Genomic DNA, 17205 nt, shown 5'->3' with positions numbered 1-17205 from the left:
AGTGAAAACGCCTCCATTTCTTCTCATTCCACTATAACCTAAAAAAAAGCATTTATCAAGTTGGCTTGATAAATGGCTTGTTTTTGTTCTGCTTTTACTAACAATTATGATGGGAAATCGTATTATTCTAACAGTCACAATTGACCGAACAACAGTCTAAATCTTCTAAATACATTTGATTGGCCTTGAAAAAATTAATTTCTTCTTGAGGAAGCTTGAGCTTTTCACGTTTTGCAATTTCACAGATTAATGGCATAAAACGTTGTCTAAATTTATAAATATAGCAGAAAATGGTATCTCCATGCCTTAAACTTGGCCCAATTAAGAAACAGTTTGCTACTTTAGTGGATTCGTCTTGTTCTGTAACAAGCGGCAAGTGATTGTCATCATAGCAAAAGAGCTCCATACCACCAATCAAGTGGCAAGTGTTTAAAAAACCAGTTGCCAGAATGGGTTTGTGTTTACTGTTTGCGCAGGTCCCATCTTGAAAAGTGACATGGTAAAGGTCTTTTATCTTTTCAATTGAAATGGCTTTTTTATTTTCGGTAATGCTCAGATGATATTTAGGATTGCTTTGAAGGTGTTTTAATCTTTCTTTGGTAATAGGGGAGAGGGAAATACTTGGATCAGGATTGTTTTCTTTTTGGCCAAATGTTTCAGTAAACAAATGGACATCATTTCCCAAATAGGCGAGGTGACTTAATGCATCACAGGCGCTCTCATTTCCTCCAATAACAATAAAGGGGTCTTCGGATGTAACATGAAAATGCTCAACCTCACCGTAGTGTATCCCCAATTCAGAACCAGCAATCTGACTTTTATTTGGGTATTGAAATTCGCCAGTTGCCATAATGAGGTAGTTAGCAAGATATGTATCTGTTTGCGTTTTTATAAGGAATTTGTCGTCTTGCTTTGTAATGTCACAAACGTTTGTTTTTGTTTTAATAGGCAATTGGTAATGTGAAGCGACTAATTGTAGGTACTCGGCATATTCTTTGCCTGTCACATGTTCCTTTTCAAAAGTAAAAGCAGGTGATGTATCAGGGACAACAGCATTTAAATCAGGAAAACCAAAGCCGTTGCTTGTAAATGAAGGGGTAATAAATTGAGTCGTTGTTGGCCACTTTAAGAAACTGTCACCGATTTCCCCTTTTTCCAGAATAAGAAAGTCCTCAATGCCAACAGTTTTAAGTGATGCACCAAAACCTATACCAGCCGCACCTGCACCAATAATAATAATGTTATATGTTTTCATCTTATCTCCTTGACAAAATAATGTGAATAATAATATACTTAACCAGTTAACTTTATTAGTGTAACAAATAATATTTTTTTTGTAAAGGAAGTCCTATTAATGTTTTTACTGCTTTGTATATTAGTGATGTGGCTAATGATTTTTGGTGTGGCTAAATCATATTTTGCCACTTTGAATACTCGTTTAGCCTCAAGGATCATTTTTCAGTTTGTCTTAGTTGTCTTAGTGTCCTCTTTTTTCTGGTTATTTTTGGCTTATGGTGTCACATTTAAAGGAAGTCTATTAACTCCCCTTTTTGCAGAAAAGCTCCCATTAGACGTGGTTTTAGACATGCTATTCCAGCTGTGCTTTTGTCTTTATGCTGTTGTGATGTTGATTGGTTCAGTTATTGATCGTTTTCCTTTGAGATCCCTTTTGCTAACGGTTGTTTTTTGGATTTTTTTAGTTTATTGTCCCTTGGCCTTTTTAATTTGGACGCCCCAAGGTGCTCTTGCGCAATTAGGTGTCAGAGATTTTTCCGGTGGTATGGTGGTTCATTTATCTGCTGGGGTATCAAGTTTTATCTTGGCACAACAGTTGGGAAAAACAAGCTTTGACCATAGTGAAAATGAGCAGACAGATTGGCAATTTCTTGGAATGGTATTGATTACTTTAGGCTGGTTTGGCTTTAATGCAGGACCTGCATTGACCTTAAACCAAGTTGCAGGCTTGGCTCTCATTAATACCTTGATTGCTATTATTGCTGGAGGCTTATCATGGACCTTAGCTTCTTATCTGATGACAAAAGACTTGTCCAGCTCAGCTCTATTAAATGGTATTGTTGTTGGCTTAGTGACAAGTACAGCAGGAGTGGGTTATGTAAAACCAATTCAGATGCTCCTGATTTGTTTTGTTGGGTCCTACTTGACTTATCTGTCTTCGGTCTATATAAATCACTTAAAAGCGATAGACGATGTGGTAGATTCCTTTGCCATGAATGGAATAGGGGGATTTTTTGGAAGTATAGGAGTCATAGCTTGTTACCCAAAAGATATTTTGCCACAGTTATTAGCTATTTTTGTAACCCTCCTTTTATCTGTTGTCATGACTTATCTTATTATAAGAATAGGCACTTATAAAAGTGTAAAATCTTAGTCAATCAAAGTTAATAAAATATGGCATAAAAAAGGGGCTGGGCAAAAAGTCGAAATCTCATTGATTTTTTCAAATTTCCGAAATAAGAAACCGCATGAAATCAACGTTTGTAAACGAAAGATTTCATGCGGTTTAGTTTATATTAGGCTTTTTGCCCAGCCCCTTTTAGGCTTTACTTCTTACTTAATAGGAAGTGAGAATATAGTATCTTGCAAGCAAGTCCTAGTTTATTTCATGGTTGGGAATAGTAGGACGTCTCTGATGGTTGTTGTGTCTGTTAGTAACATACAAAGGCGATCGATTCCAATTCCAAGTCCACCTGTTGGCGGCATGCCGTATTCAAGTGCTTCAACAAAGTCATAGTCAATACCAGTTGCTTCGTCATCACCAAGTTCTTTAGCTTGTGCTTGTGCTTCAAAACGTGATAATTGATCAATTGGATCATTGAGTTCAGTGAAGGCATTGGCATATTCTTTTGTCATGATAAAGAGTTCAAAACGATCAGTGAAACGAGAATCGTCAGGATTTTTCTTAGCCAGTGGAGAAACTTCAACAGGATGACCATAAATGAAGGTTGGTTGAATTAGAGTTTCTTCAACAAATTCTTCAAAGAAGGCATTGATGATGTGGCCTACGCTTGTAAAGTGTTTTTCAAGTGGCACATGATGTTCTTTTGCTAAAGCAATAGCCTCTTCAACAGACATTTCAGGCCAGAAGTCTACACCAGTAATCTCTTTGATTCCATCAACCATGTGTAGGCGCTTGAAAGGTTGGTGAATGTTAATGACATTACCTTGGTAGTTGACTGGTCCATCGCCAATTACAGCTTTAGCAGCATGTTGAATGATGCCTTCTGTTAGGTTCATAATATCCAGGTAATCAGCATAGGCTTGGTAAACCTCAATAGAAGTAAACTCAGGATTGTGAGTGGCATCCATTCCTTCATTACGGAAGATGCGACCAATTTCATAAACACGTTCCATTCCACCAACAATAAGGCGTTTTAAATGCAACTCCGTTGCAATACGTAGAACCATATCAATATTTTGAGCATTGTGATGTGTAATGAATGGACGAGCTGCAGCACCACCAGCTTCGTTGTGAAGAACAGGAGTTTCAACTTCTAAAAAGTCCATACCATCTAAATAACGACGGATTTCAGAAATCATTTTTGAACGGGTTACAAAACGATCAAAACTGTCGCGATTTGAAATCAAATCTAAATGGCGTTTGCGGTAGATTGTTTCAATATCTGTTAGGCCATGGAATTTTTCAGGAAGTGGGCGTAGTGATTTTGAGAGGTGGGTTAAGTGTGTTGCCTTGATTGAGAGTTCTCCCATATCAGTACGCATAATTTCACCTTCAACACCAATAAAGTCACCCAAATCAGCTTTTTTAAAGATTTCGTAGTTTTCTTCGCCAACAGAATCTTTACGAACGTAAATTTGTATTTGGCCTTCACGATCTTGGATATGGGCAAAGCCAACTTTTCCTTTTCCACGCTTAGTCATTAAACGACCAGCAATAATAGCCGTTTCTTTAATGTCATGTAAATCGTCTTTTGTTTTGTCAGCATATTTTTCTTTTAGTTGACCGGAATTAGCAGTGCGTTCGAAACGCTTACCGAATGGATCGATTCCTTGTTCCGCTAAGGCCGTCATTTTTTCACGACGGACAATCTGTTGGTCATTTAATTCTTCGATGTGTTCGTTTGACATGGTTTCCTCCAATAAGTTTTCCCCTCTATTGTAACATAAAATAAAGGGGAGTACACCTTATTTTCATTACGGAAAGGGATTTCATACCCTAAAAAAACACTTTTTGTCGCGGTTTGTCAGGACTAATCAAAAATAGTATAATAACCTAGTATAAAATAAAAGGAAAAGAAAAGAGATTCATGATTACCGCTATTGTTTTTGATGTTGACGATACAATCTATGACCAACAAGCACCATACCGTATTGCTATGGAGAAATGTTTCCCAGATTTTGATATGAAACGAATGAAAGAAGCTTATATCCGTTTTCGTCACTATTCTGATATTGGTTTTCCAAGAGTAATGGCAGGAGAGTGGACGACAGCATATTTTCGCTTTTGGCGTTGCCGAGAAACTCTTTTAGAATTCGATTACCGTGCCATTGACGAAGCAGAAGGAAACCATTTTCAAGCAGTTTATGAAGTTGAACTTGAAAATATTACCATGCTTGATGAAATGCGTATGACACTGGATTTCTTAAAGTCAAAAAATGTGCCAATTGGGATTATTACAAATGGACCTACAGAGCATCAATTAAAAAAAGTGAGAAAGCTTGGTTTATATGATTATGTTGATCCTAAGCGTGTTATTGTCAGTCAAGCCACAGGTTTTCAAAAGCCAGAAAAAGAAATTTTTAACCTTGCCGCAGAACAATTTGACATGAACCCACAAACCACACTTTACGTGGGTGATTCCTATGATAATGATGTCATGGGAGCTTTTAACGGAGGCTGGCATTCCATGTGGTTTAATCATCGAGGAAGACGTTTAAAAGCTGGGACTAAACCAGTTTATGATGTTGCTATTGACAATTTTGAACAATTGTTTGGAGCTGTTAAAGTCCTTTTTGATTTGCCAGATAATAAATTCATCTTTGACCTCAATGATAAAGAAAATCCAATTCTAGAAATGGGATTAAATAATGGGTTGATGATGGCAGCAGAACGCCTTTTGGAATCAAATATGAGTATTGATAAAGTAGTCATCTTACTAAGACTTAATAAACAGCAAGAAAAACTATTACGCATGAAGTATGCCAAATAAAAAAGTATTTCGGAAATCTCCGAAATACTTTTTTATTGGTTATTGCCAGTTAAATAGGATTTATCATTCCAAGTCAAGCACTTGAAGTGCACACAATCATCTGTTTCCAAAAGGGTTAAACTTGCATTATCTAAACCACCTTCAGCCCTAATAAGTGCAGGAGTATAGCCTAATAAAGATCGAATAGAAGCAGTTAAGTTAGCTCCATGTCCCACAATAATGACGTTTTTATAATCTTTTTCTTTAAATCGAGTGATTAAATCAGTCACACGCTTTTGTGTTTGGTATAAGGACTCTGCTCCAAATTGATTGGTATTAAAGAGGGCAAGATTATGACTAAAGGCATTCATTTGTCTAGGATAAATAGCCGTCATGGTAGCAATTTTAGCACCTTCAAGTTGACCTAGACGCCACTCCCTAAGCTCTTGTGTATAAACAATTTCTTTTGGTGCTTGGATTTGCTCTAACAATGCTTTGCTGGTATCAACTGCTCGTTTTAAATCACTGGAGTAAAGAGCATCAAAAGAAACCCTTGCCAGTCTTTGTCCCAATTGTTTAATGTCGTCATAAGCTTCTTCAAGCAGTGGTGAATCTCCAGAAGCTCCCTGAAAGCGTCCCTCAAGATTCCATTGGGTTTTACCATGTCTGATTATATATAATTTCAACACATACTCCTTTGTTTAGGTAAATCTGATTTTAGCACCAAAAGGAAAAAGGCTAATCTTAACCATTTTAAGAGATTGGATTGCAAATGGAATCCCAATAATTGAAAAAGCAAGTAAAGCGGCAGATGCTAAATGCATCACAGCTAATTGCCATCCTAAAAATAGAATCCATAAAATGTTTAATAATAAGCTAGCATTTGATTGTCCAATGTGAATCTCTTTACCAAAGGGGAAAAGCCCAAAATTAGCGATTTTAAAAAATTGAACTCCCAAAGGAAATCCAATAATTGTTAGGCAAAAGACTAAACCAATCAAAGTCCAAACCAACCAAGCCCAGAATCCTGAAAACAAAAACCAAATAATATTTCCGATAACTCTCATCCTTACTCCTTAATATCAGCAAATACTGCTGCAACAAACGCTGCTAATTCGCTTGCATTGACTCTAATTGAGCGCCCAAGTTCACCAGCAGATACTATAAGACTTCCTTTTTCAAGTGCCGATTGATCAATGAAAATTGGAAAGTTGTGTTTTTGTCGAATACCGACAGGATTATTAGCCCCATGCACATAGCCGGTTGTTTTTTGCAAGTCTTTTTGAGCAATCATGCTAACTTTTTTGTTAGCAGATGCTTTAGCCAGTTTTTTCTCAGATAAATGCTCAGTTATGGGAATAATACCGATTATAGGACCAGTTTTATCTCCAACTAAAGCCAAGGTTTTGTAGATATCACCCCTATCAATGGCATCAGGCAATTGCCCTGTCAATGCATTAATAGCAAGACTGTCATAAGAAATCTTTGCCTTGTCTAGGATTTGTTCGACTAATGTTTTTTTAAGCTTTTCTTTTTTAGCCATCTTATCTCCAATCTTAAAAACTAAAAAAAGTATAATGATTAATTATACCATTTTTTAGCTATTAAAATTACACCTCACGATGGAATTAATTTTTAGGGGAGAAAAAGGTTTCGTGAAGGCTTATGATGCTATAAATAGCAATAAGCACAATAATAAGTGTTAGGATGCCTGCGGACCCATTAACGGTAAAGGAATACCAAATAGCTGACATGCCTTTAGGAGCGTAAGAACCCCAGAAAATCACTCCGGCAATAAAGTGCCAGATATAACGGGTAAAGACTGCTAAAATAGCAGCAAATGAAGCTAATAAAACAGCTGCTTTTTTATTTTTATGAGCAATAGCATTAGACAAGTGACTAGAAAAGAGACCAGCTATACCCATAGAAAGAAAGGCCAAAATATACTCGATAAAAACTTGTGATAGGCTTAGGTAGTAAACTTTGCCCAAAGTGAAATGAAGCAAGCCCCATATAAAACCAGCTAATAAACCATATTTAAGGCCGCGACGAAGTGAGAATAAAACCAGTGGAATAGCTCCAAATGATGGACTAAACCAACTGAAGAAGTCAGGTATTAAAGATAAGCACATGGCTAAGGAAGCAAAAATGGCAGCTTCAACTAAATAGTTAAGATTAGTATTTTTCGACATAAAAAGGCTCCTTTTTTTCACAAAAAGAGCCTAAATCAGAGTTGATGTTAGGTCACAATCCCTACGCTTGTACTAACAAGATCAGGTTTTAAGGATTTCGCAGATGCGATCTCAGCTGAAGCACTCCCTTGTGAAATTATTTCATTAAGTAACTTTATTATAGTCTTTTAAAAAGATACTGTCAATAATTTTGTGTAAACACAAGAGTAGAGTTTTTGAATATTAGTCAAATAAGCTATCAAGTGTGTCAAAACATACTCCGAATCCTTTATGAATACGAGCTCCGAACTTAATGTTATAGTCTTCGAAAATACTTACAAGGCATCGTTCTAAGGCTTCTTCATTTGGAAAAACCACCCTCTTCTTGCTTTGTCGCTTGATTTCTTTATTGAGTGATTCAATCAAGTTTGTAGAGTAAATACTAGACCAAATGTGATGTGGAAATTGATAGAAAGTTAGGAGATTTTCAGTTGTTTCAAGTGATGTCATAACCTTTTTGTAACGAGGTTTCCACTCAGAAACAAATTGTTCCAATAATTTAATAGCCTCCTGTAAATTTGTGGCACGATAAATCTGCTTGAACTGATTTAGAATAGGTGCCCTATCTACTCGTTTGACCTTACTGGAGATATTGCGACCAATGTGAACCAGACACCGTTGCTGTTTAGCCATTGGATAGGCTTGTTGGATGATTTGATCCACACCGTTAAGCCCGTCTGTAACAACTAGAGAAACTTGCTTAAGTCCTTGATTTTGTAGCCTCTTAAGAAGATCTGACCAAGAGACATTATTTTCATTAGGGGCAATCTCATAGCCAAGAACTGATTTATACCCTTCAGGCGTGATACCAAGTGCAATGTGAATACATTCTTTACTGACCGTACCTCGTCGCAAGGGTAAGTAAGTTCCGTCTAGATACAAGACTGAGTAGTTAGTTTGAAAGGAACGCTCATGAAAGGCAGTGACACTTTCTTGAGTCACTTTTGTGATATTTGACACCGTTGCTGGACTGTAGTGGTGACCATACATGCGCTCAATAATGTCACTGATTTCGCGTGTCGTAACGCCAGTTTGATAGAGTTTAATCACCATCTCTTCCAAGTGGTCATCTCGTCTAGCATAAGATGGTAATAAAACTGGTGAAAACTCGCCGTTTCGATCTCTTGGAATGATTAAATTGACTAAGCCATACTTCGTTTCAAACTGTCGAGAGTAGGTCCCATTACGGCTATTACCTGTATTGTAACCTTCTTTTTTATATGGCTCATATCCAAGGAAAGCTGATAGTTCAACCTGCAAGAGATCATTCATAGCTATTTCTAAAGAGGATCGAAAGAATTCATCAATATCTTGTTTTTGCGCTAGGAAGTTAAGTAATTCTGTGGTAAACTGAGTCATGGGAATAAATCTCTTTCTAGTGAAGTGTCGTAACTCTACTATACAGGATTTATTCCTTTTTTGTGTTTACACAAGATATTTTACACTACCTTTAAAAATGACTTTGTCAAGAAATGTTAATCAAAAAAGACCTAAAGACCTTTATTTGTCTTTGATTTTTCCGAAAAGCTTTTCATAAGTTTTTCGCGTGTCTTTGTTAACGGCAATTTGATTTAAATCAAGAGGTTTATCAAAACCTTGTACATACCCTTTTGAGGTGTACTGATGCAAATCATAGTCAATATCGGTATTTGGTGCAGCTTCATAATAGCCAGAGTCGCTTCCGTAAGTCGGAATCCAAATGGCGTCAAAGCCCTTGGTTGAAATTTCTTGTTCTGCCATGAAATAAGTCCCAATGTAGAGACCAACATTTTCAGCACCAAGTTTTTCTAATTCTTCGCGGAAAGCTTTAACCCCTTTATTCATATCCTTCATGGTAGCTTCTTCAACATCAATCCAGTAGTAGGTTGGGTTGTATGGTGAAGCACTTTTATAAAAGGCACGGGCTTCAGCTCGCATTTCTTTACTGCTTGATCCTAATGCATAACTATAAACAGCAACGGGAACATCTCGTTTTTGAAATTCTTCAATGTGCTTTTTGAAAGATTTATCAATTCCAGTTGTGTAAGCTGCATTGTTGCGTGCTGTAATTTGTGAGCCTCCAAATACACGAACTACGGCGCCAGAGATATTTTTTGAAAGAGTGTCGTAGTCAATTTCGCTAGGCAATTGCCATCCGGAGACGTCAATAATTGGATTTAAGATAAATTCTTCCGTTTCTGATGTGGTGGAGCTTACTTTATCTGGAGTGCTAGAAACTATTGGAATGTTTGATTTTGCAGTGCGCAATTCCTTTTCCTTAAGATTGTCTGAATGGGTTTTTCCAATAATTAATAATAGTGCAAACACGATAAAGAAGACAAGAACCACTATAGGCTTTATTCTTCTTCTCATTATTGCTATTGTACCCTAAAAGGTAGGAAAAAGTCAAAGCATCCTCACTAAATTCTTATATTATCTTGCATTTTAAGTATAATTCTGTTTAATTTTTCTTAAAAACTGTCATGACAGACTTAGTGTAACTCTTACTCTAGAATCTCCTTAGCTAATAGCTATAACAATTCGCGAAAAGATACAGTTTAAAACTATAACTAAGTCTCTTAGAGCTTCCCTTTTCTTATAAATTTATCATTTTATTGTTACTGCTTTCTTTTTAAGCAAAGATACTACCCAACTTTACTAAAATCTGTCATAATAAGAAGGTAAGAAAGGAAAAGTCATGACAACCAAACAATTAACAAGAATTGCTATATTTTCAGCTCTAGCTTTAGTCTTACGTCTAAGCTTTAGCCACTTACCTAATATTCAACCCGTTACGGCCCTATTTCTCGTTTTTGCAGTATTTTTTGGCTTTTATGAGTCGGTACTTGTGATGTCCCTGACAATGCTTATCAGCTCCTTTGTTCTTGGATTTGGTCCCTGGGTATTTTGGCAATTAGCGACTTTCATGCTTATTATTTTTCTTTGGACCTTTCTTATCTATCCGCTTAGCCAAAAAGTGACGAACTATCAGATGCCTTTTATTTCTGTTTTAGCAGGTCTTTGTGCGGTTTTATATGGCATTTTTATTGATAGTTGTTTTGCTTATCTTTATAGTATGCCTTGGTGGTCTTATGTTTTAGCTGGTGCTCCGTTTAATTTGGCCCATGGCTTATCAACCTTATTGTTTTACCCCATTATATTTGCTATTTTTAGGAGATTATCACATGAAAAGATTTTTTAAACTGTTAACCTTGTCAAGTTTTTCATTTTTACTAATGGCTTGCGCAGCTGATCAAACCAAAACTGACAGTAAAGAAAGTAAAGCAGAACATCAGGTGCAATTGATTGTCAAAGAAGATACTAATACCATTGACGAGAAAGTTTCTTTTAAAGAAGGAGAGACGGTTATGGATGTCTTAAAAGCCAATTATAAGGTTAAAGAAAAAGACGGCTTTATTACAGAAATAGATGGCCATAAACAGGACCCCAAAGAACAAAAATATTGGCTTTTCAAAGTTAATGACAAAATGGCGGCAAAAGCGGCCAATCAATTAAAAGTGAAAAAGAATGATAAAATTGAATTTTACATTGAAAAAATGAAATAAGAAAAAAGCTCCATAATCTCTAAAGTGGATTTACCCACGATAGAAATTAGAGAGCCAACAGAGATCATGTGTCAAAACATGGTCTCTTTCTTAGTGATTTTTCAAAGGATTTTGTCCTAGAAGATTTGCTTATTGCTTGAGGTCTTCTGTATAAGCAATGATTTGATCAACAGTGTCGCTTAGGAATGTTATGGTATCGCGAAGTGGTTTATCAGTTGAAATGTCAGCATTGATTAACATAGCAGTGTCAAGCGGTGTTTTGCTGCCACCAGATTTGAGGAATTCAAGCCATTCACTTGCCCCCTCATCATTATTTTTAAGGTTTAAATAACCAGCAGTAGAAAGAACCAATCCGGCAGAATAAGTATAACTGTATAAGCCCATATAGTAGTGTGCTTGACGCATCCAAGTGAGTGCAGCGTCGTCATCAATCTCAACAGCATCTCCCCAGAATTCTTGAAGGACAGTTTTCATCAGGCTGTTTAGTTGTTCGGCACCAAAAGTGCCCCCATCTTCAATTAATTGGTAAACCTTTCTTTGGAAAGCAGCTTCTAATAGATGAGTGATAAAGTTGTGGAAGTAAGTATCTGTTAAGCGATGAGCAAGGGCAAAACGTTTTTGACGAGGGTCATCAAAAGCATTTTCCAAATAATCACTTAGCAATAATTCATTAAAGGTTGATGGGGCTTCAACATAATAGGTTGACATATGAGTGTTGAAGTAAGATTGGTTATTATCAGAGAAGATAAATTGGCCAGAGTGCCCAATTTCATGAATTAAAGTGTAAACATCTGACATGCGACCAGTCCAACTCATGAGAACATAAGGATGAACCTTATATGGGTCGGCGGCATAACCACCAGAATCTTTATTGGCGTTAGCAGCAAAGTCTACCCAACGTTCTGTTTGGTAACGCTCAACTTCTTGAAGGTATTCTTTTCCAAGTGGAGCAAGTGATTTCATGACTAAATCGTATGCATCATCAATTGATACTTCAGGATTCAATTCATTATCAATATCAAGCTTCCAGTCTGCAAATGTCATTTTCTCAAGGCCATTTACCTCAGCCACATGTCTTAGGAATTTTTGAGCAACTGGGCCAAACTCCGTCATGATTAAATCGATTTGCCTGTCAAACATGCTACGATCAACTTCTTGCTCCGCTAATAGATAGTCAAAGACAGTATCATAACCACGCATATCTGCAATTAATTTTTCAGATTTGACTTTAGCAAGATAGGCTGCAGCTGCAGCGTTTTGATGAGCACGTAAGCCTTTGGAGAAGGAACGGAATGCTTTTTCACGGATTTCAGCGTTTTCGTGGTTTTGGTAGAAATTTTCGTAACTGACAAAACTATTGGCGTATGTTTTACCTTCAACTTCAAAGTCTTCCATAGCAAAATCACCAGCCCGCATTTTTGTGTAGATGTCATAAGGCGTATTAAGGACTTCACGTAAATTGGTGAGACATTTTTCGACTTCAGGCGCTAATAGGTATTTTTTTTGGAGTTTTGCTTGGCGAATAGTTGCACTGTAATAACTTTCTTTTTCCAGAGCATCCAAAATGTTTACATCAGCATTTGCTAGTGCAGTATCAAAGAAACTTAAGGCTACGCTGGCTTTGGTCATGCAATCGTCACCAGCTTGTGCAATCTCAGCAAATTCTTGATTTGAGAAGTCAGTTGTTTGTGGCATAAAAGCATATGTGCTAATATGACTTAATTGGATATAGATGTGTTCAATTTCCCTTAAGGCACGGTCGAAATCTTCAACCGTGTTTAAGTGACCATCATAATTCTTCTGGAATGCAAAGACATCTGCAAGGGCTTTTTCAATAGCTAAAAGAAAGTCTTCTCTATCCTTATAAAGGGCAGTTAAATCCCAAAGTTCATTTTCTGGAAATTCAGAACGTTTTTTGAGTGACATGGTATTCTCCTTTGTTTCATATTCTTCCCTTAGTATATCAAAATAAAAGTAGCAAAGCATAAAAAATCAGAACTTTCATACAGAAAATGATGAAAACAGGTGCCAAAAACAGATACTATTCTCTAAATCCCCTTACAATTTAACTAAAAAATGGTATCATAAAATGTAAGTCCGAGTAAAAGGAGTGATTGATGTGACTGTCAACAAACTAGAAAGCCGTAATAATACCGAAATTATAGCAGAAGAAGTAGCTATTTTAAAAGAAATGTTGGAAGAAAGCACTCGTCAAATGATTGGCGATGAGGCCTTTTATAATATTCAAAAAATCCTTGTTTTATCCGAAAACCAAGATTACACAGCCTTAGAATCTTATATTTCTGAGCTTACTAATGATGAGATGGTTATCATTTCACGCTATTTTTCATTGTTACCTCTTTTGATCAATATTTCAGAGGATGTGGATTTAGCTTATGAAATTAACCTTCAAAATAATACTAATGTCTCTTATTTAGGAAAGTTGGCTTCAACCATTGAAGAAGTTTCTAAAAAAGAAGATGCTCAGTCCATTTTGGAAAATGTTAATGTGGTACCTGTGCTTACAGCTCATCCAACTCAGGTTCAGCGTAAAACTGTTCTTGAATTAACCAATAAAATTCACGATTTGTTACGCAAGTATCGTGATGTTAAAACAGGAATTGCAAACAGGGATAAATGGTTACAAGAATTGCGTCGATATGTTGATATTATCATGCAGACTGACATCATCCGTGAAAAAAAACTCAAAGTCAAAAATGAAATTACAAATGTCATGGAGTATTACAATGCTTCGTTAATTGACGCCGTTACCAAATTAACAAGTGAATACAAAGCCTTAGCCCAAGCAAAAGGGCTTGATTTGCAAAATCCTAAACCCATTACAATGGGCATGTGGATAGGTGGTGACCGTGATGGAAATCCTTTTGTCACTGCTGAAACCTTGAGACTTTCGGCTAAGATTCAAAGTGAGGTGATTATCACTTACTATATTGAAAAGTTATCCCATCTCTATAGAAGTTTCTCACTGTCAAACACTTTAACAAAGGTTAGTGCAGAAGTTGAACAATTAGCTAAGTTATCACAGGACCAATCTATCTACCGTGAAAATGAACCTTATAGGAAGGCTTTTCATTACATTCAATCACGTATGGTGGAAACCCTAAATGCCCTAGCACCTAATAGCAATAAAAAAAGAGAAAACACAGGTCTTCAGGTACCTGCCTACCAAAAAGCGGAAGAATTTAAGGCTGATTTAGTAACCATTTGTGATTCATTGCAAGCAAATGGTGATGGTTTTTTGATTAAAGGGGATCTCCAAAATCTTATTCAAGCACTTGATGTTTTTGGGTTTTACCTTGCAAGTATTGATTTGCGTCAAGACTCAAGTATCCAGGAAGCTTGTGTTGCAGAGCTATTAAAGGCTGCCAACATTGTGGATGATTATAGCTCGCTAAGTGAAACAAAAAAATGTCAAATCCTTCTAAAAGAATTAATGGATGACCCGAGAACTTTATCATCGACAACTGTTCCAAAGTCAGAGCTTCTTGAAAAAGAATTAGCTATCTATCATGCTGCTTGTGAGATGAAAGATTTACTGGGTGAGGAAGTTATTAAGCAACATATCATTTCACATACTGAAAGTGTCTCAGATATGTTTGAACTTGCCATCATGCTTAAAGAAGCTGGTCTTGTTGATAAGGATAAGGCCCGTGTTCAAATTGTTCCTCTTTTTGAAACCATTGAAGACTTGGAAAATTCAACTGCTATTATGACCGAATTTTTAAGTTATGATATTGTAAAAAAATGGATTGCTTCAAAAGATAACTACCAAGAAATCATGCTAGGTTATTCTGATAGCAATAAAGATGGAGGCTATTTAGCTTCAGGATGGACGCTCTATAAAGCTCAAAATGAACTAACTGAAATTGGTCAGAAAAATGCCATTAAAATTACCTTCTTCCATGGGCGTGGAGGAACAGTTGGCCGAGGTGGTGGGCCTTCTTATGATGCGATTACCTCGCAACCTTTTGGTTCCATCAAAGATCGCATTCGTTTGACTGAACAAGGGGAAATCATTGAAAATAAATATGGCAATAAAGATGTAGCCTACTATAATTTAGAAATGCTTATTTCAGCATCTATCAATCGAATGGTTAGTCGTATGTTGACAAATCCAGATGAAATAGCTGGTTTTAGAGGCATTATGGATGAGATTGTCGAAGATAGTAATCTTATTTACCGTTCATTGGTTTTTGAAAACCCACATTTTTATGATTACTTCTTTGAAGCGAGTCCAATCAAAGAGGTTTCTAGTTTAAATATTGGCTCTAGGCCTGCAGCACGAAAAACCATCACAGAGATTTCTGGATTACGTGCCATTCCCTGGGTATTTTCATGGTCTCAAAATCGGATCATGTTGCCAGGATGGTATGGCGTAGGGTCTGCCTTCAAACACTTTATTGATAAGGAAGAAGGAAACCTTGCCAAACTCCAACACATGTATAAAACCTGGCCATTTTTCCATTCGCTTCTTTCGAATGTTGATATGGTATTGTCAAAATCCAACATGAATATTGCCTTTCAATATGCTCAGTTAGCTGAAAATGAAGAAGTTAGAGCTGTTTTCCATCCCATTTTGGACGAATGGCAATTGACCAAAGATATTATTTTGGCAATTGAGGAACACCAAGAATTACTGGAAGATAATCCTTCCTTAAAACATAGTTTGGATTTCAGGCTTCCATATTTCAATGTCTTAAATTATATTCAAATTGAATTGATTAAGCGATTGCGTCACAATGAATTGGACGAAGATTATGAAAAATTAATTCATATCACTATTAATGGGATTGCTACAGGATTGCGTAATTCCGGTTAAGAGCAAAATGAGGGCATCAGTTTTGAGCTCTCTTTTCTCTTTTTTTTGAACTTGAAAGATGATATAATGCTAAAAGATTATCTCGAAAATAGGGGAAATTATGACAATTGACAAAAGGCACCTTTTAAATTATTCCATCTTATTGCCTTACCTGATTTTATCAGTTATTGGCCTTATAATGGTTTATTCAACAACAAGTGCGACACTCATTCAGTTCCATTTAAATCCATTCAGATCAGTTCTCAATCAGGGAGTTTTTTGGATTTTGAGTTTGATTTCTATTACGTTTATGTATAAAGTAAAACTGAATTTTTTAAATAACACAAAAATTCTAACTTTAGTTATGTTGATGGAAGCTTTTCTATTATTAGTCGCCCGTTTCTTTACTCAGGAAGTTAATGGTGCACATGGTTGGATTATCATTGGACCGATTAGTTTTCAACCTGCAGAATACCTTAAAATTATCATGGTGTGGTATTTGGCAGCAACTTTTTCACGCAGACAAGAAGAAATATTTAAGTACGATTATCAAGCCTTAACTAGACGTTTATGGTGGCCAAGGCAAACAAGTGACTTAAAGGATTGGCGTGTTTATTCATTATTTTTAATTATGCTTGTAGCAGCCCAACCTGATTTGGGAAATGCTGCCATTATTGTTTTGACCTCTATTTTATTATTCTCAGTTAGCGGCATTGGCTATAGGTGGTTTTCAGCTTTATTAACAACAATATTTTTAGCTTCAGTCACCTTTCTTGGAAGCATTGCTGTTATTGGTGTTGAAAAAGTGGCAAAAATTCCTGTTTTTGGCTATGTTGCTAAACGCTTTAGTGCTTTTTTCAATCCCTTTCATGACTTAACAGACTCAGGACACCAGCTAGCTCATTCTTATTACGCTATGAGTAATGGTGGTTGGTTTGGGCTTGGTCTTGGAAACTCAATTGAAAAAAGAGGGTATTTACCAGAAGCTCAAACTGATTTTGTTTTCTCAATTGTTATTGAAGAGCTTGGTTTAATAGGGGCTGGTTTCATTTTAGCTTTAGTCTTCTTTTTGATTCTCAGAATTATGAATGTTGGTATTAAAGCTAAAAAGCCATTTAATGCCATGATGGCTTTAGGTGTTGGTGGCATGATGTTAATGCAGGTTTTTGTTAACATTGGTGGTATTTCAGGCTTGATTCCATCAACAGGTGTAACCTTCCCTTTCTTATCACAAGGTGGAAATAGTTTGCTCGTTTTATCTGTTGCTATTGGCTTTGTGTTAAATATTGATGCCAATGAAAAACGTGAGGATATCCTGAAAGAAGCAGAGTTATCCTATCGCAAAACAGTGCGTGAAGAACCAATCAATGACAAAATCGTCAGCATTAATCAATTTCAATAGGTCATTAAAATCTTCCGTGAGGAAGATTTTTTTGTAACCA

Annotated in this window: 15 protein-coding genes and 1 riboswitch; of the genes, 6 read left to right on the top strand and 9 right to left on the bottom strand. The window is 36.4% G+C overall.

Annotated features, from left to right (window positions below; all coding sequences use genetic code 11):
- Positions 1-127: 127 nt before the first annotated feature.
- The gene (locus Q9317_RS06740; RefSeq protein WP_016356068.1) at positions 128-1255 is read right to left on the bottom strand and encodes an NAD(P)/FAD-dependent oxidoreductase; all 1128 of its coding nucleotides are present in this window, start codon (positions 1253-1255) and stop codon (positions 128-130) included.
- A 99-nt stretch (positions 1256-1354) separates the two neighbouring features.
- On the opposite strand from Q9317_RS06740, the gene Q9317_RS06735 reads away from it, so the two are divergent.
- Positions 1355-2389, top strand: coding sequence for an ammonium transporter (locus tag Q9317_RS06735; RefSeq protein ID WP_016356067.1), 1035 nt, complete (start codon positions 1355-1357; stop codon positions 2387-2389).
- Between the two features lie 227 nt (positions 2390-2616).
- On the opposite strand, the gene lysS is transcribed toward Q9317_RS06735, so the two are convergent.
- Positions 2617-4107 carry a lysine--tRNA ligase gene (gene lysS, locus Q9317_RS06730; protein WP_003101210.1) on the bottom strand — a complete coding sequence of 497 codons (1491 nt, stop codon included), beginning with the start codon at positions 4105-4107 and terminating at the stop codon, positions 2617-2619.
- Positions 4108-4286: 179 nt separating this feature from the next.
- Between lysS and Q9317_RS06725 the strand changes: the two genes are divergently transcribed.
- The gene (locus Q9317_RS06725) at positions 4287-5189 is read left to right on the top strand and encodes an HAD family hydrolase (protein ID WP_003101209.1); all 903 of its coding nucleotides are present in this window, start codon (positions 4287-4289) and stop codon (positions 5187-5189) included.
- A gap of 32 nt (positions 5190-5221) precedes the next feature.
- Here the strand turns inward: Q9317_RS06725 and Q9317_RS06720 are convergent, their stop codons facing one another.
- The 6 genes from Q9317_RS06720 to Q9317_RS06695 form a co-directional block, all read right to left on the bottom strand.
- The gene (locus Q9317_RS06720; protein WP_003101208.1) at positions 5222-5854 is read right to left on the bottom strand and encodes a histidine phosphatase family protein; all 633 of its coding nucleotides are present in this window, start codon (positions 5852-5854) and stop codon (positions 5222-5224) included.
- Positions 5855-5869: 15 nt separating this feature from the next.
- The gene (locus tag Q9317_RS06715; protein ID WP_003101207.1) at positions 5870-6235 is read right to left on the bottom strand and encodes a YccF domain-containing protein; all 366 of its coding nucleotides are present in this window, start codon (positions 6233-6235) and stop codon (positions 5870-5872) included.
- 2 nt (positions 6236-6237) lie between these two features.
- Entirely contained in the window at positions 6238-6711 is a 474-nt protein-coding gene (locus Q9317_RS06710; protein ID WP_003101206.1) for a YbaK/EbsC family protein, read from the bottom strand.
- Positions 6712-6796: 85 nt separating this feature from the next.
- The gene (gene thiT / locus Q9317_RS06705; protein WP_003101205.1) at positions 6797-7360 is read right to left on the bottom strand and encodes an energy-coupled thiamine transporter ThiT; all 564 of its coding nucleotides are present in this window, start codon (positions 7358-7360) and stop codon (positions 6797-6799) included.
- Between the two features lie 41 nt (positions 7361-7401).
- Positions 7402-7498: riboswitch (TPP riboswitch) on the bottom strand.
- A gap of 84 nt (positions 7499-7582) precedes the next feature.
- Complete coding sequence (locus Q9317_RS06700; protein WP_003099060.1) at positions 7583-8758, bottom strand: IS256 family transposase; 1176 nt, start codon at positions 8756-8758, stop codon at positions 7583-7585.
- A gap of 141 nt (positions 8759-8899) precedes the next feature.
- Positions 8900-9751, bottom strand: a complete 852-nt coding sequence (locus Q9317_RS06695; RefSeq protein ID WP_031239166.1) for a glycoside hydrolase family 25 protein — start codon at positions 9749-9751, stop codon at positions 8900-8902.
- A 325-nt stretch (positions 9752-10076) separates the two neighbouring features.
- On the opposite strand from Q9317_RS06695, the gene Q9317_RS06690 reads away from it, so the two are divergent.
- Positions 10077-10580 (top strand): ECF transporter S component, encoded by a 504-nt coding sequence (locus tag Q9317_RS06690; protein WP_003101198.1) that lies wholly within the window; start codon positions 10077-10079, stop codon positions 10578-10580.
- A complete protein-coding gene (locus Q9317_RS06685; RefSeq protein ID WP_016356066.1) occupies positions 10564-10944 on the top strand; it encodes a DUF4430 domain-containing protein in 381 nt (126 codons plus the stop codon). The genes Q9317_RS06690 and Q9317_RS06685 overlap by 17 nt, the downstream gene beginning before the upstream one ends.
- 129 nt (positions 10945-11073) lie before the next feature.
- Here Q9317_RS06685 and pepF read toward each other — a convergent pair whose 3' ends face one another.
- Positions 11074-12870: an oligoendopeptidase F gene (gene pepF, locus Q9317_RS06680; protein ID WP_003101193.1), complete on the bottom strand. Its 1797-nt coding sequence runs from the start codon at positions 12868-12870 to the stop codon at positions 11074-11076.
- 193 nt (positions 12871-13063) lie between these two features.
- On the opposite strand from pepF, the gene ppc reads away from it, so the two are divergent.
- Together ppc and ftsW are read left to right on the top strand one after the other, a co-directional pair.
- Positions 13064-15784, top strand: a complete 2721-nt coding sequence (gene ppc / locus Q9317_RS06675; protein WP_003101192.1) for a phosphoenolpyruvate carboxylase — start codon at positions 13064-13066, stop codon at positions 15782-15784.
- 100 nt (positions 15785-15884) lie between these two features.
- Positions 15885-17165, top strand: a complete 1281-nt coding sequence (ftsW, locus tag Q9317_RS06670; protein WP_003101191.1) for a cell division peptidoglycan polymerase FtsW — start codon at positions 15885-15887, stop codon at positions 17163-17165.
- The last annotated feature ends 40 nt before the right edge of the window (positions 17166-17205 follow it).

This window comes from Streptococcus iniae (assembly GCF_030732225.1).
In the GTDB taxonomy this organism is placed as follows: Bacteria; Bacillota; Bacilli; order Lactobacillales; family Streptococcaceae; genus Streptococcus; species Streptococcus iniae.
This window is presented reverse-complemented; position numbering and strand designations above follow the sequence as displayed.

Coding starts and splice junctions, on each gene's coding strand:
- Q9317_RS06715 (WP_003101207.1), bottom strand. CDS start 6,235: ATGAGAGTTATCGGAAATATTATTTGGTTTTTGTTTTCAGGATTCTGG.
- ftsW (WP_003101191.1), top strand. CDS start 15,885: ATGACAATTGACAAAAGGCACCTTTTAAATTATTCCATCTTATTGCCT.
- thiT (WP_003101205.1), bottom strand. CDS start 7,360: ATGTCGAAAAATACTAATCTTAACTATTTAGTTGAAGCTGCCATTTTT.
- Q9317_RS06735 (WP_016356067.1), top strand. CDS start 1,355: ATGTTTTTACTGCTTTGTATATTAGTGATGTGGCTAATGATTTTTGGT.
- Q9317_RS06710 (WP_003101206.1), bottom strand. CDS start 6,711: ATGGCTAAAAAAGAAAAGCTTAAAAAAACATTAGTCGAACAAATCCTA.
- Q9317_RS06725 (WP_003101209.1), top strand. CDS start 4,287: ATGATTACCGCTATTGTTTTTGATGTTGACGATACAATCTATGACCAA.
- Q9317_RS06690 (WP_003101198.1), top strand. CDS start 10,077: ATGACAACCAAACAATTAACAAGAATTGCTATATTTTCAGCTCTAGCT.
- Q9317_RS06700 (WP_003099060.1), bottom strand. CDS start 8,758: ATGACTCAGTTTACCACAGAATTACTTAACTTCCTAGCGCAAAAACAA.
- pepF (WP_003101193.1), bottom strand. CDS start 12,870: ATGTCACTCAAAAAACGTTCTGAATTTCCAGAAAATGAACTTTGGGAT.
- Q9317_RS06685 (WP_016356066.1), top strand. CDS start 10,564: ATGAAAAGATTTTTTAAACTGTTAACCTTGTCAAGTTTTTCATTTTTA.
- lysS (WP_003101210.1), bottom strand. CDS start 4,107: ATGTCAAACGAACACATCGAAGAATTAAATGACCAACAGATTGTCCGT.
- Q9317_RS06695 (WP_031239166.1), bottom strand. CDS start 9,751: ATGAGAAGAAGAATAAAGCCTATAGTGGTTCTTGTCTTCTTTATCGTG.
- Q9317_RS06740 (WP_016356068.1), bottom strand. CDS start 1,255: ATGAAAACATATAACATTATTATTATTGGTGCAGGTGCGGCTGGTATA.